The organism is Ruegeria arenilitoris, assembly GCF_013032445.1.
Taxonomy (GTDB): domain Bacteria; phylum Pseudomonadota; class Alphaproteobacteria; order Rhodobacterales; family Rhodobacteraceae; genus Ruegeria; species Ruegeria arenilitoris_F.
Genome location: NZ_WQCA01000004.1, coordinates 116,873 through 141,553, shown reverse-complemented (window position 1 = coordinate 141,553; position 24,681 = coordinate 116,873). Strand labels below are relative to the sequence as shown.

The following is a 24,681-nucleotide window of genomic DNA, read 5'->3' as shown; positions in this document are numbered from 1 at the left end:
CTCCTTACAGTTTCACGCCCGAGAAGGACATGAAGGCCATCGCCATCAGTCCCGCGGTGATGAAAGTGATCCCCAGACCCTGCAGGCCGTCGGGAATGTCCGAATATTTCAGCTTTTCACGAACGCCCGCCATCGCGGTGATCGCCAGCGCCCAGCCAAAACCGGAGGACAGACCATAGGTAGCGGCCTCGGCAAAGTTGTAGTCGCGTTCCACCATGAACAGCGAACCGCCCAGGATGGCGCAGTTCACCGTGATCAGCGGCAGGAAGATCCCCAGCGCGTTGTAGAGCGGCGGGAAATACTTGTCCAAAACCATCTCGAGGATCTGAACCATCGCCGCGATCACGCCGATATACGAGATCAGGCCAAGGAAGGTTAGGTCCACATCAGGGAACCCGGCCCAAGCCAGCGCGCCCGGCTTCAGCAGATAGTTCAGCAGCAGGTTGTTGGCAGGCACGGTAATCGCCTGCACGACCATGACCGAGATGCCCAGACCCAGCGCGGTCGAAATCTTCTTGGATACGGCGATGAAGGTACACATCCCCAGGAAGAAGCTGAGCGCAAGGTTTTCGACAAAGATGGCCTTTACGGCCAGTGAGATCAGACCTTCCATCAGTGGGCCTCTACCTGCTGAATTTTGTATTCACGTTCTTCCACCTGGTTCGGCTTCCATGTGCGGAAGGCCCAGATGATCAGACCGATGATGAAAAACGCCGACGGAGGCAGCAGCAGCATGCCGTTGGGCACATACCAGCCACCGTTGTTGACGGTTTCAAGGATAGTCACTCCGAACAGAGACCCAGCACCGAACAGTTCACGAATGAAGCCAACAAGCAGCAGAATCAGGCCATAGCCCATGCCGTTGCCAACACCGTCGATGAACGAAGCCATCGGAGGGTTCTTCATCGCAAATGCCTCGGCGCGGCCCATCACGATACAGTTGGTGATGATCAGACCGACGAAAACCGACAGGGTTTTCGAGATTTGGAAGGCATAAGCCTTGAGAACCTGATCCACCAGGATCACCAGCGAAGCGATGATCACCATCTGCACGATGATCCGGATTGAGCCCGGGATCTGGTTGCGCAGGATCGAGATGAACATCGACGCAAACGCGGTCACGAAGGTCACCGCCAGCGCCATCACAAACGCCACCTGCAGCGAGGACGTCACCGCCAGCGCGGAACAGATGCCCAGAACCTGCAAGGTGATCGGGTTGTTGTCGACAAGCGGGTCGACCAGCATCTCTTTCTTGGTCTGAGACATTAGAACTCTCCTGCTTGCAGTTTGGCCAGGAACGGAGCGTAGCCCGCGTCACCCATCCAGAATTTCACCAGGTTATCGACACCCACGGATGTCAGCGTGGCACCCGCCAGCGCATCGACGTAGAAATCAGGTCCGGCTGCCGGTTGCGATTTGGCAACTGTGATCTGCAGTTCGCCCGCGTCATCGCGCAGCTTTTTACCGCTCCACAACGCTCTCCAGCGCGGGTTGTCCACCTCGGCACCAAGGCCCGGTGTTTCACCGTGCTGATAGAACTGCAGGCCGTAGATATCGTTGCCGTTGTTCTCCAACGCGATAAAGCCATAGAGCGTGGACCACAGACCATAGCCGTGGAGCGGCAGGATCACTTTGTCCAAATCGCCTGCATCGTCACGCAGCAGATAGATCACGCGGTACTTTGCTTTGCGGCCGATGCCCGCCGGGTCGTCATCCAGCGCGACGCTCAGCTCGGGGTCGCTGGCGGCTGCGGTATCGTCGAAAGTGGCTGGATCGAACTGATCATCGACGAACTCGCCGGTGGCCAGTTCCAGCACATGCGGCTCGAACGCGGCGAAGGCCTCGGATACGTTAATGCCGGGTTCATAGACACCCGCCACCTGCAGAACGTTCACCTGCCTGTCTTTCAGAGCGTTGGCTTCCTGCACCGGGCGCAGACTGACCGCAGCAGCAGACACGACCATCGACGCGACAAGGCAGACGGCCACGGCGATGAAGACTGTCTTGCCAACCGAATCCGGCGAGGCCGCCAGAAACTTGGCGATCGCGCCTTTTGGTTCTTGGGATTGCGTATCAGACATGGCGACGCGCCCTCCGTTTGATGTTGGCCTGAACGACGAAGTAGTCGATCAGCGGTGCAAAGACGTTGCCGAACAGAATGGCTAGCATCATGCCTTCTGGGAACGCCGGGTTGAGGACGCGGATCAGCACGACCATGACACCGATCAGCGCACCATAGATATAGCGACCCAGATTGGTGTGGCTTGCCGACACCGGTTCCGTGACCATGAAGGCCAGACCAAACGCATAGCCACCCAGCACGATGTGCCAGTACCAGGGCATCGCGAACATCGGATTGGTGTTCGACCCGATGAGATTCAGCAGCCAGGTGAATACGATTGTACCGGCCAGACAGCCTACGATTAAGCGATAGTTGGCAATCTTGGTCACCAGCAGGAAGGTCAGACCGATCATGCAGGCCAGCGTCGAAGTCTCACCAAAGCTGCCCTGAATGGTGCCGTAAAAGGCGCTCCACCATGTGATACCCTCGGCGGCCAGCGCCTGCATCCCGTCGGCTGCGGAAACCGCCAGAGCTGTTGCGCCAGAAAACCCGTCAACCGGTGTCCAGACCGCGTCACCCGACATTTGAGCCGGATAAGCAAAGTATAGGAACGCGCGGCCAACCAGCGCGGGGTTGAGGAAGTTTTTGCCGGTGCCGCCAAACACCTCTTTGCCGATTACGACGCCGAAGATGATGCCCAAGGCCACCTGCCACAAGGGCGTGCTTGCAGGCATGATCAGCGTGTAAAGCATTGATGTTACGAGAAAACCCTCGTTTACCTCGTGGCCGCGAACGGTGGCGAAGATGACCTCGAAAATACCACCTGCGACCAGAGTCACGATATAGATCGGCAGGAAGTAGAGCAGCCCGTGCATGACATTTGCAAAGATGCTGGACGGGTCCAGCGAAATGCCGAACATCTGCAAAAGGGCAATCCGCCAGCCGGTGGCGGCATCTGGGCCCAAGGCCGCGATCGCGGAATTGGCCTGATAGCCGGTATTCCACATCCCCCACAGGATACAGGGGATCGTCGCGATCACGACGTAAGTCATGATCCGCTTCATATCCACATAGGACCGCGCATGGGGGGCGACGGTGGTTACGGTTTTCGGAGTGTAGATGAAGCTTTCGACCATCTCGTAGATGGGGAAAAGTTTCTCGTACTTGCCGCCCTTGGTAAAGTTCGGCTCGATCCGGTCAAAGAAGCTGCGCAAACCCATTCGGATTAGCCCTCCTTTTCAATCTTGGTCAGGCAGTCGCGCAGCGCCAGCCCGTATTCATATTTCGCCGGACAGGCAAAGCCGACAAGGCCCAGGTCCTCTTCGTCCAGCTCCAGTGCACCCAGTGCCTGAGCGGTGTCGGTGTCCATGACCAGCAATGCGCGCAGCAGCTGTGTGGGCAGGTAGTCCTGCGGCATCAGCTCTTCGAACGTTCCCGTCGGCACCATGGCACGACGGCCACCGTTCAGGTTGCTGGTCAGTTTGTAGAGCTTGCGTGCGAACGCCGAACCCAGCACAGGCTGGATCGCAAATTTCGACGGCATCGGAAGAATCCAACCCATAGTGTGCTGGTCATGATCTTCACGAATGATCGAAATTTGCCGAGCGAAACGCCCCAGATAGGCGGTCGGGCCGTCGGCCTGCGTTCCGGACAGGATCGAGCCTGAGATGATCCGGGCGGTGCCGTCCACGTCAACCTCATCGCGTGTCAGATCATCTGTCGAAGCGCCCATCACGGTACGGATCAGACGCGGTTGCCGCGCACCGGGACCGCTGAGGGCAATCACAACGTTGGGGTCCAGATGCCCGGTTTGGAACAGCCGGCCAATGGCGATCACGTCCTGATAGCCAATGGTCCAGACCTGCTTGTCGCCTGCCAGCGGTTCAAGAAAGTGAATGTGCGTGCCTGCCAGACCTGCAGGGTGCGGGCCCGAGAAGGCCGCAGCCTCAACACCTGCCACATTCGCGCCCGGAATGGTATCGCCGTCCTTATGGCACAGGTAGGTTTTGCCCTCGGTCAGCTTGGATATCACACCTAAGCCCGCGGCAAAGGCCTCACCTGCATCAGCAATGATCACGGCTGTGTCGGCGGCCAGCGGCTCACTATCCATCGCGGTGACGAAAATCGCAGCCGGCTTGCTGCCCGGCGCCGGCATTCTCGAATAGGGACGCGTACGGAAAGCCGTCCACAGGCCTGCTGCGCATAGTTTCTCGGCCACACCTTCAGCGCTGTCACCGTTGCCGACGCCCGAGAAATCAACACCCGTATCGTTCGGGTCCGAAACCTCGATCACAACGCTCTGCAGCACTCGGCGGGCACCGCGATTGATTGCAACGACCTTACCGCTGAGCGGAGCAACCATCATCGCCTCGGGAACGTCCTTGTGGCAGAACAGCGGCGTACCGCGCTGAACCGCATCACCTTCCTGAACCAGCATACGCGGTTTCAGGCCAAGGTAATCGCCCCCCAACACTCCTACGGTTTTGAATTCTGGTCCCGGATGGATGGTTTGTTCCGGTGCGCCCTGCACCGGTAACTCCAACCCTTTTTTCAGTTTGAAAGTTTGCATGTCGCTACTGTCTTCCAAGCCTCATTACCTGCGCCAGCCATGCCGACACCTTTTCAGGATCGGACAATAACGCGGGATTTTCAAACAGTCGTCGCAAAAGCGTCGAAATGCGTCCGAATTCCGCGGGCGTAATTCTGATTGTGGCCCCTTTACGCGGGGATGATGCTAAAAGCAAACCTGTTACCGCAAAAACTAAACTTAGGATGTCACTTTCTTTTAAAGACATACGTTTTGTCGCAGCTCAAATTGCGTGTCGCACCCGGAATGCTTCCAGTGTAAGCACATCCAATGGAACAAACGACCGATTTTGAGATTTTTCTGGTAGCCACCCCGGGGCTTGAGGCGCCTTTGCACGCCGAAACAGTCGAAAAGGGATTCGGTGCTGCCAAAATCGTGCCCGGCGGCGTCAGTTGCCGTGGTGACTGGCCCGAGGTCTGGCGCGCAAACCTGTGTCTGCGCGGGGCAAACAAGGTTTTGGTTCGGTTGGGCAGCTTTCCGGCCGTCCACTTGGCGCAGCTCGATAAACGAGCGCGCAAGTTTCCATGGTCCGATGTCCTGCGCCCCGACGTTCCAGTCAAGGTCGAGGCTACCAGCCGCAAGTCACGTATCTATCACGCAGGTGCCGCCCGTCAGAGAATCGAGCGGGCGATCTCGGAAACGCTGGGTGCAACGATTTCATCTGACGCGGGCCTGCGCGTTTTGCTGCGTATCGAAAAGGACATCTGTACTTTGTCTGTCGACACCTCGGGCGAGCCGCTGCACAAACGTGGACATAAACCCGCGGTGGCCAAGGCGCCGATGCGCGAAACGATGGCGGCGATGTTCCTGCGTGAATGCGGCTTCGACGGGTCAGAACCCGTTCTGGACCCGATGTGCGGTTCGGGGACATTTGTCATCGAAGCGGCTGAGATTGCTCAAGGTCTAAACCCCGGCCGGTCCCGTCATTTTTCCTTCGAGGACCTGCAAGGTTTCGATGCAGAAGCGTGGGCTGCGATGCAACAAAGCGATCCGCGGTCAGAAACGGACATGGTTTTCTACGGGTCCGATCGGAATACTGGTGCTGTGGACGCTGCAACCACCAACGCCGACCGCGCCGGAGTAGCCGCACTTACCCGATTTCAGTGCAAATCGGTCAGTGACATCAAAGCTCCGGTTGGTCCAGCAGGTCTGATCATCGTCAACCCGCCCTATGGTGCCAGAATCGGAGACGAAAAGCGCCTGCGCTCTTTGTATGGCAGCCTGGGCAAAGTGCTGATGACCCGGTTCAGCGGCTGGCGCGCAGGTATCGTGACCAGCAATCAGTCGCTCGCCCGTGCCACCCGCCTGCCTTTGCTGGCGCCGGGGCCCGTAGTGGATCATGGCGGCACGAAAATCCGGCTGTACCAAACCGCTCCCCTGCCCTGACGGGAACTTATCGACGGTTGCCTGTCTGGGATTCCAACAAACGGCTTCAAAATCCCTCTTGCACATCCAAATCCCCGGGTATAGATCACCCGCCACGGTCGGAGTGTAGCTCAGCCTGGTAGAGCACTGTCTTCGGGAGGCAGGGGTCGGAGGTTCGAATCCTCTCACTCCGACCAATAAAACAAGGCGCCCAAGGGCGCCTTTGCTGTTTTTAGAGGAATGGCCGCAACGATATCCGCAACGTTTCGTTCGATAGATGTGCTCAGTTCGTTCACTACGGGCATCCACCAACTGCCGAATTAGCCCTTCATATCTTCCAGTCCATAACCCTGGCTGCATCGCAGCCCCGACCGCACGCAGTCGGCGTCGGTTTTGTGAATTGCTTGATCAAGACAATCTTCCCGATGCCCTGGGATGTTCCGATGAACGAGGTTATGTTGTCCGATGGAAGCCGGCTGCCTTTGCCTAAGTAGAAGATCTTTACTCACAACTAGTTGGAGTTGGCGTCGGCACTTCGCTCATCGCTAAAGTCCTCAAAAAAGCCAGATGCATTGCCCAAAAATCGATGAACTTCCGCTGAGTAAGTTGGGCGAGGTTTGACTGTGAGCGACCATGCATTGTTCCTGATAGTAAGTTCAAATCAGCACTGGTCCTAAAATCATGGCTACTCCGCAGAGTGCCAATGCGGCCCTGAACAGCAAACTGACTCGCCCGATAAGGGCAAAAGAAAGCGCACCTAGTCCAAAGGCCAAGGCAAAAAACGCTGTCAGCGCACCCGTTGGATCCGACGGCAACCGGATCAATTGCGGCCTCGTTATCATTCCGACCGGGATAAAATATAAGCCTACACCCAAGGCCATCGCTGTTACGGCGACCTTGATCCAGTTTTCGCCAGCCATGCCCGAAGCGATGAAGACCGCTCCGCATACTGGCGGAGTGATAGTAGATAGTAGAGCAAACCAGAAGACGAAGAGATGGGCCTGAAGCGGTTCAAGGCCAAGCTGCATCAGGGCCGGACCAGCGACCGACACGCAGATCACATATGCTGCAGTCGTTGGCACTTCCATCCCCAGGATCAGACATGCAATTGCTGTCAGCAACAAAGATGCCCACAACACTCCACCGGATCCCTCAAGAATTACAGACGTAATCTTTACGCCCAACCCGGTTGCCCCCAGAACGCCGATAATGATCGAAGCGCAAAAGATAATTGCAGCGATCATCGACACTTGTCGCGCAGCAGTAACCAGGGCTTCGGTAACGCGGCTTGCAGTCTTGGTTGCGCTGAACTGCAAGCGCCCGTCGATTGCCAACAACAACGCACCTGCAAGAATGGCAAGGCAGGCTGCGTATTGCGGAGTATATCCTGCACCAAACATGCCCAGCATCAGCACGGTAAACGGCACCAGAAAAAACAGCGACGTTACCACAACATCCCGTGTTTGGGGACGTTGCGACGGGTCCAGCCCCTTGAGTTCGAACCTGGTTGCATAGGCATTGATGCCGACCCAAATTGCCACAAAGTAGAGGATGGCGGGAAGTAGTGCGGCCCCCATGATCTGTGTGTAGGGAACCCCTGTGAGTTCCACCATGACAAAAGCGCCAGCCCCCATCAGTGGCGGCATGATTTGCCCGCCTGAGCTCGCCACGGCTTCAACGCCCGCCGCCAATCGTTTGGGATATCCCAAACGCATCATCGCAGGCAGAGTGATGGCTCCCGTCGAGGCGACATTGGCGCTCGCCGAACCAGAAATGGATCCGAACAGCGCGGATGAGAGAACCGACACCTTTGCCGCTCCACCCTTGAGGCGTCCGGCGGCAGCAGCGGCCACGTTCATGAAACCTTGCCCAGCCTCGCCAGCGTTCAGCACTGCACCGAAGATCACGAATATCGACACTACGCCGACGGAAACTGCAGTGAGGCTGCCCCAGATACCGCCCTCAGCGATAGTCATCGACCCCAGAAAAGAGCGCAACGGTATTCCAGAGTGGCCGAACTCTCCGGGTATGTGTTGACCAAAGAAGGCATAAACAAGGGCTAAAGTAGCGACTGTCGGCAGGGGCCAGCCGATGGCGCGGCGCGCTGCTTCAATGACCACGGCCAACAAGGCAAACCCAACCACTACCTGGAAACGGCTTTCCAGAAAGCCATACTGATCTCCGAGCATAACGTGGTTCCAGGCCACCCACACGGCTGAGGTAACTCCGATTGCACAGAGCACTGCACCAGATACCAATAACCTACGATTGGTGACGCCGAACAGGAACACCCAGGGCAGAATAAGCGCCAGGTGCAACGGACGGCTCACCAGGTTAGGAACCAGGCCCAGAAAAACGAGCCCTATGTGGAAAGCCACCAACACCAAGGCCAACGCAATCCACGACGCTCGCACAACCGGTTTCGCCGGAAGATCGGTCAATCCGCTCACGATGTTTCCTTCCCGACAGAAAGGCCGGGCCATATTAGACCCGGCCTCTTTGTTATTTTTCTGTTTGTTCGCTTACATTTGGTCGTCGGTCAGCGCAATGCCCGCTTCTTCGTAGTAGCGGATTGCACCGGGATGCATCTTGCCGGAAATGTTCTCCATCAACCCGGCATCCACTCCGCCCCACCAGGCTGCAGCATCTGCCATGGCTGCCTTGCTTTCCCAGAAGGTTTTGGTGAGTTGATAGGCGGCTTCATCGTCCATCTTGGTGGTGGTGTAGGCCACTACCGGCAGCGAGGTCGTCACGATGTCCTCATCCTGGCCAGCATAGGTGCCTGCGGGGATCACAAGGCGCGCTCGCTTGGTCTGCGCAACCTGTTCATCGTTCAGGGACAGCACGTTTACACCTGCTGAGGCAGCTGCTTCGACCACATTCGGAGCGGGCCATGAACCAGCTGTTACGAAGCCGTCGATCTGACCATTCTTCAGGGCGGCGACGGCGTTGGAAAGTTCGGCATCGGCAATGTCCACTTTGCCTTCAAGCCCAAAGAGCTTGAGATATTTTTCGCCTTCGCGTGCTCCAAAACTGCCCTTTCCAAGAAGGATGGATTTACCCTCCATATCCTCGAAGCTGTTGATCCCGCTGTCTGCTGAAACAACAAAATGCATTGTCAGAGACGGGATCGGAAAGAGGGCGCGAATTTCATCAAAGGACGGGTCTCCCTTACCTTCGAACATGGCCTTGCCACCTTGGGCCAGATTGACGAGAACCGGAGGTGTTGTGAAGACGTAGTCACCGCCTCGAGCGCGCACCTCCATTACGTTCTGAACCGAACCTTGGCCTTCTTCGACGGTAACAATGATCTCTCCGTCCGACCCAGATTTCATGGCTTCCGCAATCTGAACACCCATCTGGTAGTAAGACGTTCCTGCCTTTGCGGACTTGTAGGTTACGCGCGTTTCGGCCCAGGTAGGCGCCGCCAACATAACGCCGGCCGCCAGACCGGCTGCCAAGCACTTGAAACTGTCAAACATTATGAGGTCTCCCATTGATTGCCGCGATAAAGCACTACGAGCAATCTAAGGTCAATGTTTTGAATTCATAAGAATAACTGAAGAGCGCCAACTTGGCAGCTGACATTTAGAGCGCCCCCAAAGTCCAAAAGAAGCCCCCTGGTGTAGGTTCTGTTGCATCTTTTACGAGATGTTGGCATCGGGAGCACTTACTGTTTGGCGGTGATGAAAAGGCTCCGAGTCTATCCTGAAATCAGTCCAGTTCCAGAACTGTATTCTAAGTCATCCAAAGCTAAGTCAGTGACAGAAATCCACTGACATCCCCCTACTTCGAATTCGTATTTCGAAGGTGTTCCTTGGCAATATTCTACAGCTGGATGCTGAGCTATAGAAACTCGACTTACCTTGCCTATTATATACCTCTCAACCCGCTCAGCGCTTGGTTTGCTCTCTGAGAGTGTCCCTGTAGTTAGGGGAGGTTTGGGACACCCGGATGCTGCGGCGCCAGAAACCATCCCCTTAATCATGCGTGGGGAAACCTAGGACTTCGGTATTGTAGGGATCTAGTAAACGGGCTTGAGCCAGGCGCTGAGCCATTCCTCGCCCACTTGCGTGATCGGGCCCATTGTTTGCGACTCAAACCCATCAAACAGATCCAGCTGTTGCTGGTCTCCATTTTTTCAAACTCGAATTGTCCCTTCGACTCACGCTCTGGCCGACCACAACAGAGCCAATAACTATGACTGCTCCTATAGACTGAGTGAGGCTAAGCGTTTGTCCCAAGTATACCCAGCCGAGCACGACAGCTGTAACAGGACTCATCATGCCGAGCATCGAGACTGCACTGGGGTCCAGGCGTGCTATGCCACGAAACCAAAGAGCATAGGTTGCTGCGGCACCAATCAACCCAAGCCAAATAAGGCCGGCGACATTTGTCGCGCTGAGCGCAGGTAGAGGCGGCTCAAGGAACAGTGCGACTGGCACCAGTATCAAACCACCGGCTGTTAATTGCCACGCTGTGAAACTCAGCGCCGAGACCGGAGGTTGCCATTTCCTGCTGAGAACCGTGCCAGCAGCCATTGACGCGGCTCCTCCCAAACCCGCTGCTATCCCGATCCAATCAAGTTGTGCTTCTGGTCCGATCAGCAGCAGAGACACACCCATTACGCCAGTCGCGGCGGCGCCAAGTGCACCAAGTCGGATTGGGGTTCCCAGCCATCCCCACGCCATCAAAATCACGATCATAGCTTGCAACGATCCTAGGGTAGCGGCCACACCACCAGGTAACCTATACGCAGCAACGAAGAGAAGCACCCAGAACAGAGCGAAATTGAGGCTGCCTAAGACGAAAGTTCGACCGAGCCATTCGCGTGGTGGAACACAGCGCGTCACTGCAAGCAACAACAAGCCAGCTGGCAGAGCTCGCAACGCTGCCAGGGTAATCGGATAGCCAGCCGGGAGCGCTTCCGTAGTTACCAGATAAGTGCTTCCCCATACCGCTGGGGCGAGTGATGTAAGAAGAATATCGGTTAGGCGTGACATTGTATGTCTCCCGGCTGAGGCGTTTGAGAATTTGAGTGAGACGTCAGAGGCGCGCGGGTTACGCTGCTTCCGCTTGCAGGTTTGATCCAGCGAGGCACGCTGTAATCCTTGCAACATGAACACCCTGGAACCGCGCTCCGGCTAGGTCAGTTTCGGTAGGCGTGCGGGAACCATCAGCACCGGCGATCGTTCCCGCACCATATGGTGCACCGCCAATAATTTCTTCTGATGTAGTCTGGCCAGCAAATGTGTAGGGCATTCCAGCAATCAGCATCCCAAAGTGTTGAAGAGGGACTTGCGTTGTCAGAAGGGTCGCCTCGTGCCCGCCATGTTGCGACCCCGTAGATGCAAAGACCGCCCCGACTTTACCAACCAGAGCATTCCTGGCCCAAAGCCCGCCAGCCTGATCCAGGAACGACTTCATTTGGCCGGCCATCATGCCAAATCGGGTCGGCGTTCCTAAAATTATTGCACCATAGTTTTCCAGATCTGCCGGCAAGGCTATAGGCGTATCATCGACGACATAGCCGGCCTGCTTGCGGACTTCCTCAGGGACGGTTTCGGGAACACGCCGAACGTCAACTTCGATGCCGGGAACACTTCTGGCGCCTTCAGCTTCGGCATAGGCCAATGTGCGGATGTGGCCATAGCTTGAATAGTAGAGAACGAGAATACGTGACATAGGATACCTCTCAGGGCTGTGACTTGTTCCCTGAGAGGATGAGGCTTGTTCCGCCGCCAATTAAGTGCTGGCTTCTGACTTCACTCTTTACCTGGATTGAATAATGTCAGGACCTGAGAGCCTGATGCAGATGATCAAGAAAGGCTGTGACCTTTGCATCCATTCCCAAGCGAGATGCTGTAACGGCGAATACTTCTGGCGCGGGCAGTTCGTAGTCAGGAAGAACTCTCACCAAGGTTCCGCTAGCTTCAGGAGCATCGGAAACGAACTCCGGCAGGGTTCCGATACCTTGCCCCGCTATCAGCAGATCCCGCAAAACGAGGCTGTTGCCGACCCGCACGCGCGGATCAAGCTCTAATGCTATGACACCGTTGGCGGCCGAGAGCTTCCAGCTTGTCAAATGATCAGCAAGCAAAAAGCCGATGATTGCGTGGTTTTTCAAATCCGCCGGCTGGGTCGGCGTCCCGCATCGCTCCAAATAGTCAGGAGACGCAAATATTCTTTGCCGCATCACGCCGATCCGTCGGGCAACAAGTGCCGAGTCCGGCATGGCAGCACGGATACGTATCGATAGATCGAACCCACCCTCGACCATATCGATCACCTTGTCGTCCATCGAAAGAGTAAATCGCAGATCGGGATAGGCTTCCAAAAACCCAGGCAGCATCGGCGCGATAACGGTTTGGCCGAAGGAACTTGAGGCATTCACCCGAAGGTGACCACGCACTGCTTTTGAGCCTTCCCTAATGGTTTGTTCCGTTTTTTCAACCGCATCGAGGATTCCAATTGAATCCTGGTAATAAAGGCTGCCGGTGTCAGTCAGTGACATGGAACGTGTCGTTCTGGTGAGGAGAACGGTTCCCAGACTTTCTTCAAGAAGCTTGATTTCTCTGCTGAGAAGCGCAGGAGAAACACCAAGGTCTTCCGCCGCACGGGCAAAGCTACCGCGTTCAACGATACGGCGAAAAGCTCGCATGACTGACAGTTTGTCCAAGTTATCACCCTTCGAAAAATCTGCTTTTGACGTGTTACGCGATAGATCGGGTCTAAGACATGCCCAAATCCACATTCTTTCATTTTGAGCTGATCCAGTTCAGTTCTGTTTGGGGAGCATCCACCACACCTGTGAACTATAGCTCGGGAACAGTTTTCGATTTTGAGAGCTCCTCCCTACAATCTCCCCATCACCAGTCTCTTTATTAGACAACCAGCTTTTAGGACGGACCTAGCACTACTTTGCATATCTAGTCACAGTCAGCCTCTATGCGGTGCAGCTCACTATTCACGACTATTCCCCAGCTATTAGCAATCGTCGGTTTCTTCTCTCCGGAGTAGTTCGAATTACTGTCTGGCTTAGACCTCTGTGTTTGCTCTCTATGTGGTTCTCTCTCAGGAGCGCTGTGCTCTGGCCAGAGTTGCGTCCGTGTTTGTTTGTGTGCCTAGTGTTAGCTGGCCTGTGTTTCGTCGCTGTGGGCGCTTTTCTGGCCTGTGTTGGGATGCGTTGTCTTCAGAAGGCCATGTTTTGTTGGGTTTCTCTGGTTCAAAGGTTTACATTTTGGTTGTAAAAACCTGATTTCGGTCCGGATCTGTCAAGTTAATGTAAGCTTAGTGTAACCCTTTTGGCCCGAAATCGGCTGTTTTGAGGGGTGAAAGGTTTACATTCCGCCGATCCCGGCCATCGCGATGTAAACCTTTGTCAACCTTGAGCAACCTTTTGACGTTGTCGCGGGATCCGGCGAGGTAGGACGAACCAGCCATTCCTCACCGCAGGACCGGTGCCGACTACTTCATAGCTCTGCGAGCTACGCAGAGGTGACGTAGAAGCTGCACCCACCGCAACGTAGGCTCAGGATCGCTTCCGTTGCTTACGTCGCAGAGGAAACGCAACCAGGCGCGCTCATTCAATGTCAGATCATCTTGCCGGTCATACATGGCACCTACCTTCCGAAGATGGTCTTGATCGCCGTCTCTGACCGACTGGTCAGCCGAGGATCTGTGCTATTAGAAGCCTTGCGAATTGCTTTCAGCCAGCCAAGTTCATTCGACGTGACGGGTTCTCCGAACACCTCGACAACTGCCTCGGCTGCGGTCAGGCCGACCGACTGCTCAATTGCGAGGCGCATAAGGTAGGCGGCGTCGCATTCTAAAGCTTTCGCTAAAGCCGGGACGCGATCTAATGCAACCTTGGAACTACCCTGCTTGATCATCGTGATCATGTTCGGGCTGACGTATCCCACCTGCGCCGCGATCTCGGCTTGGCTCTTGGTAGGTTTCAGTTCGAGCACCCTCCGTTCGACATACTTCGCCATCCGGGTGTCTCCATACGGTTTATTTGTCATCGCTACCCTCTCAGAAGTGATCCAGCACTCGCTGCATGTCTTTGATATAGCGACGGTAAGAATGGGAAATTGCGGAGGGGAAAATCAATCAACTAAAATGTTTAGCCGATTGGCAACAACTCATTCTAATTGGGTCCATCTATCCGGGCGGAAAAACAGCGGTCTTTTTTACCGTTCCATAGACAAAGCTGGTATCGATCGAGGCAATCCCGCCGATCGGATGAATTCGGTGACGAATAAATTCCTCGTAGGCTTCGAGATCCGATACCAAAACCCGCAATTGATAATCCATTGCCCCTGTAAGCACGTGGCATTCAAGAACTTCATCGATCATCCGAACGCGTTTTTCGAAGTTCTGAACGTCGGTTTCATTGTGTCGCTCCAACCTGATACGCACGAAGACGGTAATGGCCATCCCATACGCGGCAGCGTCAACGTCGGCGCTGTATCCCTTTATCACTCCGTTGGCTTCTAGGTTCTTGACCCGGCGCAAACACGGTGAGGGAGATAGGTTCACCTCGTCGGCAAGATCCTGGTTCGTTATGCGCCCGTCCCGCTGTAGCGCTCGAATGATCTGCCTATCCTTAGCGTCCATTTATTCCTCTTGCTTAGCAGAATATGCCAATTTTTTCACTCGTGTTGGTATATTTCGCAACCATTAGCCCAAAGTAAAGGCGCAAACTGGCTTCAACATGAATCAGGAGCTTGCAATGACTCGTTCAACCGGATTTGCCACCCGCGCCATTCACTATGCTTATAACCCTCTGGAAAATGACGGCGCTCTGACACCACCGCTACATTTGACGTCCACGTTTACCTTCGAAACCGCAGAGGCTGGTGGAGAGATGTTCGCGGGCGAGCGTGAGGGTCATATCTACAGCCGTATTTCAAACCCCACATGCGACCTTCTTGAGCAACGCATTGCCGCGCTTGAGGGGGCCGAGGCCGGGCTAGCTCTCTCAAGCGGCATGGGGGCGATCACGGCAGTGCTTTGGACCCTGCTGTCGCCAGGTGACGAAGTCATCGTGGACAAAACGCTCTATGGCTGCACCTTCGCCTTTATGCGTCATGGTTTGGCGAAATGGGGGGTCACGATCACACATGTCGACATGACAGACCCTGAGAACCTGAAAGCAGCCGTTTCCGACAAAACCCGCGTTGTCTATTTCGAAACTCCGGCTAATCCGAACATGCGCTTGGTGGACATCGCCGCCAGCTCCGAAATTGCGCACTCGGTCGGTGCAACGGTCGTCGTCGACAATACGTATGCCAGCCCGTATCTGACACGCCCGATCGAGCACGGGGCAGATATCGTTCTGCACTCCGCCACCAAATACCTCGGTGGGCATGGCGATGTGGTTGCCGGTCTGGTTGTCGGGTCCGCCGAACAGATTGCTGAGATCCGCCTTGTTGGGATGAAGGACATGACCGGCGCGGTAATGGCCCCTTTCAACGCGATGCTGATCCTGCGTGGTCTGAAGACACTGAACCTGCGTTTGGATCGCCACTGTGCGTCCGCCAAGGTCGTCGCAGATTTCCTTGAAGCACATCCCGCTGTCGGCGAAGTTTATTTTCCCGGTCTTGAGAGTTTCACCCAGCATGATGTCGCGCAGCGCCAGATGTCCCAACCCGGCGCTATGATAGCGTTTGAAATCAAGTCCGGCCTGTCCGGCGGGATTGGGTTCATGAACCGCCTGAACATGATCCAGCGTGCGGTGTCCTTGGGCGACGCGGAAACCCTGATCCAGCACCCCGCATCCATGACTCATTCGACGTATACCCCGGAAGAGCGGGCCGAGCATGGGATAAGCGATGGCCTGATCCGTCTGTCTGTCGGGCTAGAGGATGTGGAAGATATCCTTGCAGACCTAGAGCAGGCTTTGCCCTACCCTGCTCGCAGCGCCGCCTAAACCCGGAGACCACCATGCACATTGATCCCACCCAACTAAAGATCGTCGAACAGCGCCTGCTGTGGTTGTCTCATTGGATGATCCACCATGCCAACCATGTCCGACCAAAGGTGGATGGGATCAAGATTGGTGGCCATCAGGCTTCGTCTGCTTCGATGGTATCGATCATGACCGCGCTCTACTTCTCAGCCTTACGCCCTGAGGACCGGGTTGCAGTAAAACCGCATGCGTCGCCGGTGTTTCATGCGATGCAGTATCTCATGGGTAATCAGACCCGCGAAAAGATGGAGAATTTCCGCGGATTTGGCGGTGTGCAAAGTTATCCCAGCCGGACCAAGGACATAGACGATGTTGATTTCTCGACCGGGTCTGTAGGTTTAGGTGTCGCGATCACCTCGTTTGCCTCGATCATTCAGGACTACATCAAGGCCAAAAGCTGGGGTTCAGACGCCCCGATGGGGCGTATGGTGGCACTTGTTGGCGATGCCGAACTGGACGAAGGCAACGTCTATGAGGCGTTGCAGGAAGGCTGGAAAAACGACCTACGAAACACGTGGTGGATCATCGATTACAACCGACAGTCGCTGGACGGTATCGTCCGGGAAGGACTGTTCGAACGGATCGAAAAAATCTTCGATGCATTCAGTTGGGATGTCGTGCGCGTAAAATACGGAGTTCTTCAACGCGCGGCCTTTGAAGAGCCCGGCGGCAACCGATTGCGTGATTGGATCGACGCTTGCCCCAACCAGGACTACTCGGCGTTGACTTTTATGGGTGGTGCGAATTGGCGACAGCGTCTCATGGACGATCTGGGGGATCAGGGGGATGTGACTGCCTTGATTGAAAGGCGGACGGATGCAGAGCTTGCAGCCCTTATGGAGAACCTCGGCGGCAACTGCGTCGAGACCATGGCCCAGACATTTGCCGCCATCGATCATGATCGCCCGACATGCTTCTTGGCCTACACCGTCAAAGGATGGGGCACACCCATTGCAGGCCACAAGGACAATCACGGCGGGCTGATGAATAATAACCAGTTTGCCGCGTGGCAGTCGCATATGGGAGTGCCGAAGGGCGAAGAATGGGAACCGCTAGCGACAGTGCGGAAACCAGACAAGCTCAAGGACTTCCTTGCAAATACACCTTTCTTTGCCAAAGGTCCGCGCCGCCATATTGATGACAAGTTGGATGTGCCTCCAATCGGGATCGACACCAGTCGCGAAATCTCGACACAGATGGCGTTTGGCAAGATTCTTGACGATCTGTCAAAAGGCGACAGCCCATTGGCCGAACGCATAGTGACGACCTCCCCAGATGTGACAGGCACAACAAGCCTCGGTCCTTGGGTGAACCGGCGTAAACTGTTCGCCCGATCCGAGCAAGCCGACGCCTTCATAGAACACCGGATCCCTTCGACGGCGAAATGGGAATTCACACCGGAAGGGCAGCATATCGAACTTGGTATCGCCGAAATGAATCTCATGTTGCTTCTGGGAGCGGCGGGTCTGTCGTATTCACTGTTCGGTAAGAGGCTGATCCCAATTGGCACCGTCTATGATCCATTCGTGAGCCGCGGCCTAGATGCCTTAAATTACGCCTGCTATCAGGACGCGCGTTTCATGCTGGTTGGCACACCTTCCGGCGTCACACTCGCACCAGAAGGTGGAGCACACCAGTCCGTTGGAACACCTCTCATCGGGATGAGCCAAGATGGGTTGGCCGCTTTTGAACCCGCATTTGCCGATGAGCTGGCGGTGATTATGGAATGGGCCTTCGACTACCTGCAGCGAGATGGCGAAGGGCAGCCCGACGAGCGCACATGGCTGCGCGATGAAACCGGAGGGTCCGTCTACCTGCGTCTGACCACCAACCCGATTGAACAGCCTGGAAAGCGTGTCGACGACGAGTTCCGCCAAGGTGCCATCGATGGGGCCTATTGGCTACGAAAACCGGGGGCCAATTGCGAAGTTGTAATCGCCTATCAAGGAGCAGTCGCGCCGGAGGCAATCAAGGCCGCCGGTATGATTGGTGAAGGCCGTCGCGACATAGGTGTATTGGCCGTGACATCTGCAGATCGCCTGAATGCCGGATGGACCGCCGCTCAACGAGCGCGTTCCCGCGGCAACCAAGCGGCACGCTCCCACATCGAAACCCTGATGTTCGACCTTCCGCCACACTGCAAGCTGGTCACCGTCATCGATGGACATCCCGCGACTCTCTCCTGGCTTGGGGCAGTGCTTGGACATCAGACGATCCCCATGGGCGTCGAGCATTTTGGTCAGACCGGAACAATCGGCAATCTGTATCGCCACCACTGCATTGACGCAGACGCTATCCTGGAAAAAGTGAATGGCCTGACCCATGGCAGGTCCCTTCACCGTGCATAAGTGGATTGGATCTGGGCAATAAGATAGAGATCAAACTAGCACTGAACATAAACCAAGATAATTTTCGGGCCATGTAAACAGTGGTCTTAGGTTCAATGAACCTGGCGGACCTGAACTTGGCTGGTTTGATTGGAGATGACGCCTGCAAAACAGGGCTCCTTTGACCAAAAAATCAATAACTTGGCCCTCTGCACCGGTCTTCGGGAGGCCGGGGTCGGAGGTTCGAATCCTCTCACTCCGGCCAAGTAATCCAACTGTCAAATGCAGAGATTTTTTGCCTTTCGACCAATTAACTTACCTTTTCGCCAACTAAAATTGCTTCCACTAGCCTGAAGCTTTGCTAGTTCAAGTCGTAATTTTGAATTAACGGTCCGAAGGAGACATCCGTCAATCGAGTTGCTGCAGCCATGCAGCGTCCCGAAAGCTGGCGCTCGCTGCAATCGCAAAGCTGGAAAGTAGACGATGATCAGGAGCACGGCTCTGAGCAGAGATGTAACAGTAACGATCGATGTTGTAGCTCAGCCAACTAAAACAGCCATAGCGGGATTGTGGATTCGTTAGGGCCCAATAGCGGCTGGTGATTTGATGGCTTCTCCGTGCTTCGAAGTTCTCACGCCTAAACCATCATTAAAGCTCGAACAGCTAATCAGTCGGACTTGGTGATCTCCGATGCTTGTTCCCTCAACCAATTGACCGCGGGATTGAAGCGGCTACGCTCGTGGCGAACCAAGTAATAAGGGAAACCGCAAGTCGGCCGAAACGGCGCTGAACAAAGAGAGGTCAATTTCTGGACTTGCTTTGCCAGCCGATTGGGGACAGCTGCAACCGCATCCGTCTGCCCTACCAAGAATGGCAGTGTGGTGAAGTAGGGCTGCTGGAATACGGCATTCGAACCATCTCCTTCTTGCCGCATGATCGTATCCGGTTTCAAACCCGTAGCGCCCGGAAAACTGAACTCGATTAACCGGTAAGGCGACACGTCTTGCGGAGTAAGGGCCCGTTTTTGCGCTGCGTGTTCCACAAGTGGATGGCCTTGTCGGAAAAGGACTTCGTAGGTTTCATCAAATAGTTTCTGAATGAGCAAATCGTCCCTGGCGTCCAAATCTGCGTATAGCAGCAGATCAATTGCTCCTTTTTCCAAGTCGCTAAAGCTTTGCGGCACCAGTGGCGAGACATCGAACCTTAGTGCTGGTGCGGTAACGGCAAAGACTTCCATCATGGGTCCCAGGACAGCCGCGACACCGTAATCTGTCGAGGCGATGCGGTAGCAATGGCTGGACTGTGCCGGATCAAAGGCGGAAGGCCTGAAGACGTCAGCTATTGCCAGCAGCGCGGCATCGACTGATTCATTCAGGTTCAGAGCATGATCCGTCAATTGGTATCCGGACTGCGTTCGTATCAGCACCGGATCTCCAATCAGATCCCGTACCCGGGCGAGGATTCGACTGGCAGCGGGCTGGCTGATCCCCAAGTGCAGTGCAGTGCGTGTCACGCTACTTGTTCGAAGCAGGATCTGCAGGAACCGCAGAGTTCGCACATCCAGAGAAGTTAGGACGTCATTCATTTTTTGCATGTTCTTCATGCTGTTTGCGTCATCCAAATTATGCCGATCGCGGGCTAACTGACAAGTGAAGCCCAGCCGGGCACCCCAGATCAGACGTTCTGTCCAAGAACTTTTGGGTGTGGGGGCCATCAAACTGAATTCGAAAGGACAGCAGCAGTGATTACACGACGCATGTTCAATTCAATTGCGATTGTAACATCCATGACCGGAGCTTTCGCCGCCCGGCCCAGCACTGCGGAGGCATCCGGTGACGTAGATCAATCGGCACTTGGCTCATATGATATTGAAACAGTGTCCTTTGCCAGCTCTGGGGAAACCCTTGTTGGAAAGTTGTTAAGACCTGCTTCGGAAGGACCTCACCCGGCAGTCGTGATCATCGGGCCTGTTGCATTCGTGAAAGAACAGTCACCCGTGCAATATGCAACCCGTCTGGCATCGCGAGGGCTGGCAGTTCTGATATTCGACCCGCGCTTTCACGGGGAAAGCTCAGGCACACCCCGGCGCTACGAGTCTGGTGAAGCCAAGGTTGAGGACTGCCAGGCCGCCCTCGGTTTTCTCGCAAACCAGGAAGGCATCGACGCAAACCGGCTTCATCTTCTCGGGATCTGCCAGGGCGTCAACTGGGCGATTGAAACAGCGGTATTAGATGATCGCGTGGCGTCTCTCGGGGTTGTTGCGGGTCATTATCTGACCGCGGAAACCGCCAGAATGTACCTTGGCAGCGATGCCGCAGTGGAAGCGCGTATGGAACGCGCGACCAAAGCCGCCGCCGATTTCGCAAAAACAGGGGAAGCGAGTTACATTCCAATTGTCGGCGCTGAGGATGCCCTTCTGACAGCGACAGCCATTGCAGACTGGTACCTGCCCTGGGACAACAGGGCCCCTTGGCTGGCTTTCAAAGGGGGTTGGGAGAACCGTATCACAGCGATGAGCGAAGCCGGCATCTGGAGCTGGCGGATCGACGAAACAGCCCCTCAACTGAGTCTGCCAGTATTGATGATCCATGGCGACAGAGCTGCAAGCGGCCCCGACATTCCCCGCCGCATTTTTGAAGATATCGCGTCAGAGCAGAAGACGTTGCATTGGATCGACGGCGCCAACCAGCTTCAGTTTTATGAAGACCCGCTGATCATTGACGCCACCGTCAATGCGCTGGCTCCGCACTTTCTGGCCTTCGGGTGAAGCCTTTGATGCAGACCACTTGATTCGTTGCGGCTGCCCCAGAGCAATCATTGCCGGAGAAACGAGCGGCAACATCAAAGCACAATCACACAGGAGATTTATTTGAGATGAAAGTACTTTCATTATTAGTCGCTTGCAGCGTGGCCTGCCCTGTTGTCGCCGAACAGAAGCTGCCGCCCTTTACCGAAGCTGTACTGCCAATGGGCAACTATATCTATGCCGTATCGATTGGACCGGGTGGGCCAGATGAAGAGTTCGGCTCAAACGCAGCAAATGGCGGGCTCTACAAGCTTACTCCCGAAGGCGAGACTGAAGAAATCAAACTCTCGGATGGGCAAGGTCTGCGCAATCCGACCGGAATGGTGCGTTCTGGCAACCAGATTGTCATCGTGGATGGCAATGAAGTCATTTCTACCGCGCCGGATGGCACAATAAACTGGCGGCAGGCCCTCGATGACGATGGCGTCTTTCTCTACGATATCGAAGCCCTCGACGAGAGCACCCTTCTCGTGAGTGATTTCGGGCGCGGCGTGTTTTTTTCGGTCGCAACCCAAACCGGGCAAATTCAACCTTACAACGGCGATCTGCACATCAGTGGGCTTGCCCGGTTCGCAATCACAGAGACGGGAATTTACGCGGTGTCCTGGAGCGGCGACGACGCCTGGGACAGCGCTTTGTATTGGGTTCCGCATTCCGGCAACGGGGATACGGCTACAAGTCTTGCAAATGGCTTTGGTAACTTGGAATCCGTTGAAATCATTGACGACACAGTTGTTGTCGGAGGATATCGGGGTCACGAAGAGCATCCGACTGCGAAGCTCTTGCGCGTTGCAACTGATGGGGCCATTCATCCGCTGAGCGCAGGGTCTCGTTCGCGCGGGATTTCTGATATACTCTTCGATGGGTCGTCAATATGGCTGACTTATTTCTATAACGCATCCTATGCAGAGTTGCCGTCTCAGGCGGCACAAAATCTCGACTAATAAACGGATGTACTCTGGTTTTCATGGCACAAGGTTTCCGCCTGTAGCATATGCACCGAGAGCTATCCACGGCCCAAAGCAGTCATTAACAGCTACAGGCCACGCCGCAATGCAGCTTCTCCGAAGCAGTAATTCTCCGCGCAAGAAATATGAGCTTTTAGAGAAAAGTCGGCAATTACAAAACAGTCGATACCGCTTCAACTAAACCAACTTTGACTATGTACCAATAAAGACTCCTACCTCTGGCGCATCTTCCTCAAGGTATCGCGGCCCGGGGCCGTTAGCACCGATTTTGTCATCTGGATTGACGAGCTTGCATGTATCCATCGACAAGCAACCACATCCGATACAGCCAGCCATTCCGTCTCTCAACCGCCGCAAACGTGCGATACGGTCATCCAGATCTTCCGTCCACTGGGTTGAAAGTTTTTCCCAGTGTTTGACCGTCACCTTTTCCTCGGGTGGTAGAAAATTCATTGCATTGGCAATCTCCCGAAGCGGTATGCCCGCCCGTTGCGCCACCTGAAAAATGGCAATCTTTCGCAAAACAGTCGGGGAATAACGGCGATGGTTGGCATCATTACGCACCGAAGCGATCAGCCCTTTACGCTCATAGAAATGTACCGCAGACACAGCGATACCGCTGCGTTCAGCCACTTCGCCTACCGTTAGACCGCCACGACGCTTCATCTTGCAACTCCTGCCATCAACCACTTGACCTCAACTTAAGTTGAGGAAGTAGCAACGCAAGGGCAGGCTCGAAACATCGGGCAAAAAGACACGGAGATTGAAATGTCGAAACAGAAGCCAGCCTACCTTGTGGCCAGTTCGTTCATGCCGGAAGGGCACGGCGCGCTTGATCCCTACGGTCAGGCCACACACCCCATTATGGAAAAGTGGGGCGGGGAGTTGATTGTCGCAGGCGAGTCTGGGCAGTTCATGGATCATTTCGAGGGTGAATGGAAAGATGACGCCCGGTTCACATTGTTCCGGTTCCCCTCGATGGAGGCGCTGCAGGGTTTTTGGCATTCCGAAGAGTATCAGGCCGTCAAACACCTCAGAACGGATGTGATCCCTCCGAATTTCACCTTTGCAGTTGAGGGGTTTGATGCCGAAGAATGGGCCGAGCAAAACCCCGATCACGCGTACGTACAAAAAGACTGAATACTGATTTTGAGCGCGGAGCGAACCATGACGACAGCCGTTGAACACAAAACAGAGGCCGGATGGCAGGAAATCCTGAGGGGAGAGTTCTCAGCAGCGTCTGCCGTCCTTGCGGCTGGCATCGCGCTCCACGCGGTGAACATCACCCTCTCTGCTACGATGCTGCCATCCATCGTGGCAGAGATTGGCGGGCATAGCCTTTATGCCTGGAACGCGACGCTCGCGACACTTGCGGCGATCCTCAGTGCGGCGGTTACTGGCAACTTGTTGAGGCGCACAGGTGTGCGTCTTGGATTTGGGCTGTCCGGACTTGTTTTTGCGACTGGCAGCCTGTTGGCTGCACTGGCGTGGACCATGCCGGTTTTATTGGCAGGCCGGGTCATTCAGGGCGCGGGCGGCGGAATGCTGTTCACGCTCTGCTATTCGATGATTATCGTCGTCTATCCAGAACGCCTGTGGTCCAGGGCGATGGCTCTCTTGTCCGGAACATGGGGGATCACAATGCTGTTTGGTCCGGCTATTGGAGGCATCTTCGCCGAGCTTGGCATGTGGCGCATGGGGTTTGGAATCATGCTTCCTATCACGGCCTTGTTTGTCGCACTGACCCTAAAGCTACTTCCTCGTAATCAACAGGATCATAAGCCGACCGAGCGGATTGCATTTGGGCAATTGGGATTACTTGCAGGGTCAGTCTTGGCGGTTTCCCTTGGCAGTATCGCACCATCAATCACATGGGCGGTCGCGGCTGTGCTTGTGTCTGTCTTGCTTTTGCTAACTCTGATGCGCCGTGAACAGGTTCAGACCGTACGACTGTTCCCTCGCGGTGCCACCATACCTGGAACACCGCTTTTTCTGGCTATTTCGGTCATGGCGCTTTTAATCTTCTGTATCAATGCCGAGTTCTTCATGCCGTTTTATCTGCAACGGTTGCACGGGCTAAGCCCGTTGATGGCAGGCTACGCGGCGGCTTTGGTCTCTATTGGCTGGGCAGCGTCCGAGGTTTATTCAGCACGCTTTACTGGTCGAAAGATGCAACAAGCGGTCCTCGCCGGGCCAATCCTGATGATGATCGCGTGTGTGGCGCTTGGCATTGCTACACCAATGTTCGAAAACGCGGGACCAGCCATGACGTCGCTGTTGTCAGTCGCCCTGATTGTTCTGGGTGTCGGCATCGGCTCTGGCTGGCCTCACCTCAATACATTCATCCTGCAATTCACGGATGAGAACGAAAGGGACATGGCCGCGTCCGCCCTATCTACAGTTCAGATGTTTGCAGTCGCGTTTGGCACCGCTACGGCTGGCCTGGTCGGCAACTTCACCGGGTTCAATGACGCCAGGAACCTGACGACCATAGCCAATTCCGCAGTATGGCTGTTCGTGACTTTCGGGTTGGTTGCCGGGGTTGCAGTTCTTGCCAGCCGTGCCCTGATTGCCGGGCAGAAGGAGTAGCAGG

At 55.3% G+C, this 24,681-nt stretch carries 21 protein-coding genes and 1 tRNA gene; 8 read left to right on the top strand and 14 right to left on the bottom strand.

Features of this window, described 5'->3' with window-relative positions; translation table 11 throughout:
• Nucleotides 1–4: 4 nt before the first annotated feature.
• Genes nqrE through GOW98_RS06935 form a run of 5 tightly spaced genes read right to left on the bottom strand, consistent with a single transcriptional unit; the run spans nt 5 to nt 4,631 of the window.
• The gene (gene nqrE, locus GOW98_RS06955; RefSeq protein WP_050603817.1) at nt 5–613 is read right to left on the bottom strand and encodes an NADH:ubiquinone reductase (Na(+)-transporting) subunit E; all 609 of its coding nucleotides are present in this window, start codon (nt 611–613) and stop codon (nt 5–7) included.
• Nucleotides 613–1,266, bottom strand: coding sequence for an NADH:ubiquinone reductase (Na(+)-transporting) subunit D (locus GOW98_RS06950; RefSeq protein ID WP_170330345.1), 654 nt, complete (start codon nt 1,264–1,266; stop codon nt 613–615). Before GOW98_RS06950 ends, nqrE begins: the two co-directional genes overlap by 1 nt.
• Nucleotides 1,266–2,081 (bottom strand): Na(+)-translocating NADH-quinone reductase subunit C, encoded by an 816-nt coding sequence (locus GOW98_RS06945; RefSeq protein WP_170330343.1) that lies wholly within the window; start codon nt 2,079–2,081, stop codon nt 1,266–1,268. The genes GOW98_RS06950 and GOW98_RS06945 overlap by 1 nt, the downstream gene beginning before the upstream one ends.
• Entirely contained in the window at nt 2,074–3,282 is a 1,209-nt protein-coding gene (locus GOW98_RS06940; RefSeq protein ID WP_170330341.1) for an NADH:ubiquinone reductase (Na(+)-transporting) subunit B, read from the bottom strand. The genes GOW98_RS06945 and GOW98_RS06940 overlap by 8 nt, the downstream gene beginning before the upstream one ends.
• Before the next feature lie 5 nt (nt 3,283–3,287).
• The gene (locus tag GOW98_RS06935; RefSeq protein ID WP_170330339.1) at nt 3,288–4,631 is read right to left on the bottom strand and encodes a Na(+)-translocating NADH-quinone reductase subunit A; all 1,344 of its coding nucleotides are present in this window, start codon (nt 4,629–4,631) and stop codon (nt 3,288–3,290) included.
• 288 nt (nt 4,632–4,919) lie between these two features.
• Between GOW98_RS06935 and GOW98_RS06930 the strand changes: the two genes are divergently transcribed.
• Together GOW98_RS06930 and GOW98_RS06925 are read left to right on the top strand one after the other, a co-directional pair.
• Nucleotides 4,920–6,035: a THUMP domain-containing class I SAM-dependent RNA methyltransferase gene (locus tag GOW98_RS06930; RefSeq protein WP_170330337.1), complete on the top strand. Its 1,116-nt coding sequence runs from the start codon at nt 4,920–4,922 to the stop codon at nt 6,033–6,035.
• A 99-nt stretch (nt 6,036–6,134) separates the two neighbouring features.
• Nucleotides 6,135–6,211 (top strand) — tRNA-Pro (locus tag GOW98_RS06925).
• Nucleotides 6,212–6,670: 459 nt separating this feature from the next.
• On the opposite strand, the gene GOW98_RS06920 is transcribed toward GOW98_RS06925, so the two are convergent.
• The 7 genes from GOW98_RS06920 to GOW98_RS06890 all read right to left on the bottom strand — a co-directional run bounded on the left by GOW98_RS06920 (nt 6,671) and on the right by GOW98_RS06890 (nt 14,633).
• Nucleotides 6,671–8,464: a TRAP transporter permease gene (locus GOW98_RS06920; RefSeq protein ID WP_367646819.1), complete on the bottom strand. Its 1,794-nt coding sequence runs from the start codon at nt 8,462–8,464 to the stop codon at nt 6,671–6,673.
• 72 nt (nt 8,465–8,536) lie between these two features.
• Complete coding sequence (locus GOW98_RS06915) at nt 8,537–9,496, bottom strand: TAXI family TRAP transporter solute-binding subunit (protein ID WP_170330334.1); 960 nt, start codon at nt 9,494–9,496, stop codon at nt 8,537–8,539.
• Nucleotides 9,497–10,120: 624 nt separating this feature from the next.
• Nucleotides 10,121–11,017 (bottom strand): EamA family transporter, encoded by an 897-nt coding sequence (locus tag GOW98_RS06910; protein WP_170330333.1) that lies wholly within the window; start codon nt 11,015–11,017, stop codon nt 10,121–10,123.
• Between the two features lie 58 nt (nt 11,018–11,075).
• Entirely contained in the window at nt 11,076–11,699 is a 624-nt protein-coding gene (gene wrbA, locus GOW98_RS06905; RefSeq protein WP_170330332.1) for an NAD(P)H:quinone oxidoreductase, read from the bottom strand.
• 106 nt (nt 11,700–11,805) lie between these two features.
• Nucleotides 11,806–12,675, bottom strand: a complete 870-nt coding sequence (locus GOW98_RS06900) for a LysR family transcriptional regulator (RefSeq protein ID WP_254437927.1) — start codon at nt 12,673–12,675, stop codon at nt 11,806–11,808.
• A gap of 961 nt (nt 12,676–13,636) precedes the next feature.
• On the bottom strand, nt 13,637–14,008 hold the full coding sequence (locus tag GOW98_RS06895; protein ID WP_367646818.1) for a helix-turn-helix domain-containing protein: 372 nt from the start codon (nt 14,006–14,008) through the stop codon (nt 13,637–13,639).
• A gap of 169 nt (nt 14,009–14,177) precedes the next feature.
• Nucleotides 14,178–14,633 (bottom strand): Lrp/AsnC family transcriptional regulator, encoded by a 456-nt coding sequence (locus GOW98_RS06890; protein WP_170330329.1) that lies wholly within the window; start codon nt 14,631–14,633, stop codon nt 14,178–14,180.
• Nucleotides 14,634–14,748: 115 nt separating this feature from the next.
• Between GOW98_RS06890 and GOW98_RS06885 the strand changes: the two genes are divergently transcribed.
• Together GOW98_RS06885 and GOW98_RS06880 are read left to right on the top strand one after the other, a co-directional pair.
• Nucleotides 14,749–15,948 carry a methionine gamma-lyase gene (locus tag GOW98_RS06885; protein ID WP_170330328.1) on the top strand — a complete coding sequence of 400 codons (1,200 nt, stop codon included), beginning with the start codon at nt 14,749–14,751 and terminating at the stop codon, nt 15,946–15,948.
• A gap of 14 nt (nt 15,949–15,962) precedes the next feature.
• On the top strand, nt 15,963–18,335 hold the full coding sequence (locus tag GOW98_RS06880; RefSeq protein ID WP_170330327.1) for a 1-deoxy-D-xylulose-5-phosphate synthase N-terminal domain-containing protein: 2,373 nt from the start codon (nt 15,963–15,965) through the stop codon (nt 18,333–18,335).
• A 646-nt stretch (nt 18,336–18,981) separates the two neighbouring features.
• Here the strand turns inward: GOW98_RS06880 and GOW98_RS06875 are convergent.
• A complete protein-coding gene (locus GOW98_RS06875) occupies nt 18,982–19,917 on the bottom strand; it encodes a LysR family transcriptional regulator (protein WP_170330326.1) in 936 nt (311 codons plus the stop codon).
• Between the two features lie 183 nt (nt 19,918–20,100).
• Between GOW98_RS06875 and GOW98_RS06870 the strand changes: the two genes are divergently transcribed.
• Nucleotides 20,101–21,081 carry an alpha/beta hydrolase gene (locus GOW98_RS06870; RefSeq protein WP_170330325.1) on the top strand — a complete coding sequence of 327 codons (981 nt, stop codon included), beginning with the start codon at nt 20,101–20,103 and terminating at the stop codon, nt 21,079–21,081.
• A gap of 50 nt (nt 21,082–21,131) precedes the next feature.
• On the top strand, nt 21,132–22,064 hold the full coding sequence (locus tag GOW98_RS06865) for a hypothetical protein (RefSeq protein WP_170330324.1): 933 nt from the start codon (nt 21,132–21,134) through the stop codon (nt 22,062–22,064).
• A 216-nt stretch (nt 22,065–22,280) separates the two neighbouring features.
• Here the strand turns inward: GOW98_RS06865 and soxR are convergent, their stop codons facing one another.
• Complete coding sequence (gene soxR / locus GOW98_RS06860) at nt 22,281–22,754, bottom strand: redox-sensitive transcriptional activator SoxR (protein WP_170330323.1); 474 nt, start codon at nt 22,752–22,754, stop codon at nt 22,281–22,283.
• 102 nt (nt 22,755–22,856) lie between these two features.
• Here soxR and GOW98_RS06855 point away from each other — a divergent pair, with 102 nt between their 5' ends.
• Nucleotides 22,857–23,228 (top strand): DUF1330 domain-containing protein, encoded by a 372-nt coding sequence (locus GOW98_RS06855; protein WP_170330322.1) that lies wholly within the window; start codon nt 22,857–22,859, stop codon nt 23,226–23,228.
• A 27-nt stretch (nt 23,229–23,255) separates the two neighbouring features.
• Complete coding sequence (locus tag GOW98_RS06850) at nt 23,256–24,677, top strand: MFS transporter (protein WP_170330321.1); 1,422 nt, start codon at nt 23,256–23,258, stop codon at nt 24,675–24,677.
• The last annotated feature ends 4 nt before the right edge of the window (nt 24,678–24,681 follow it).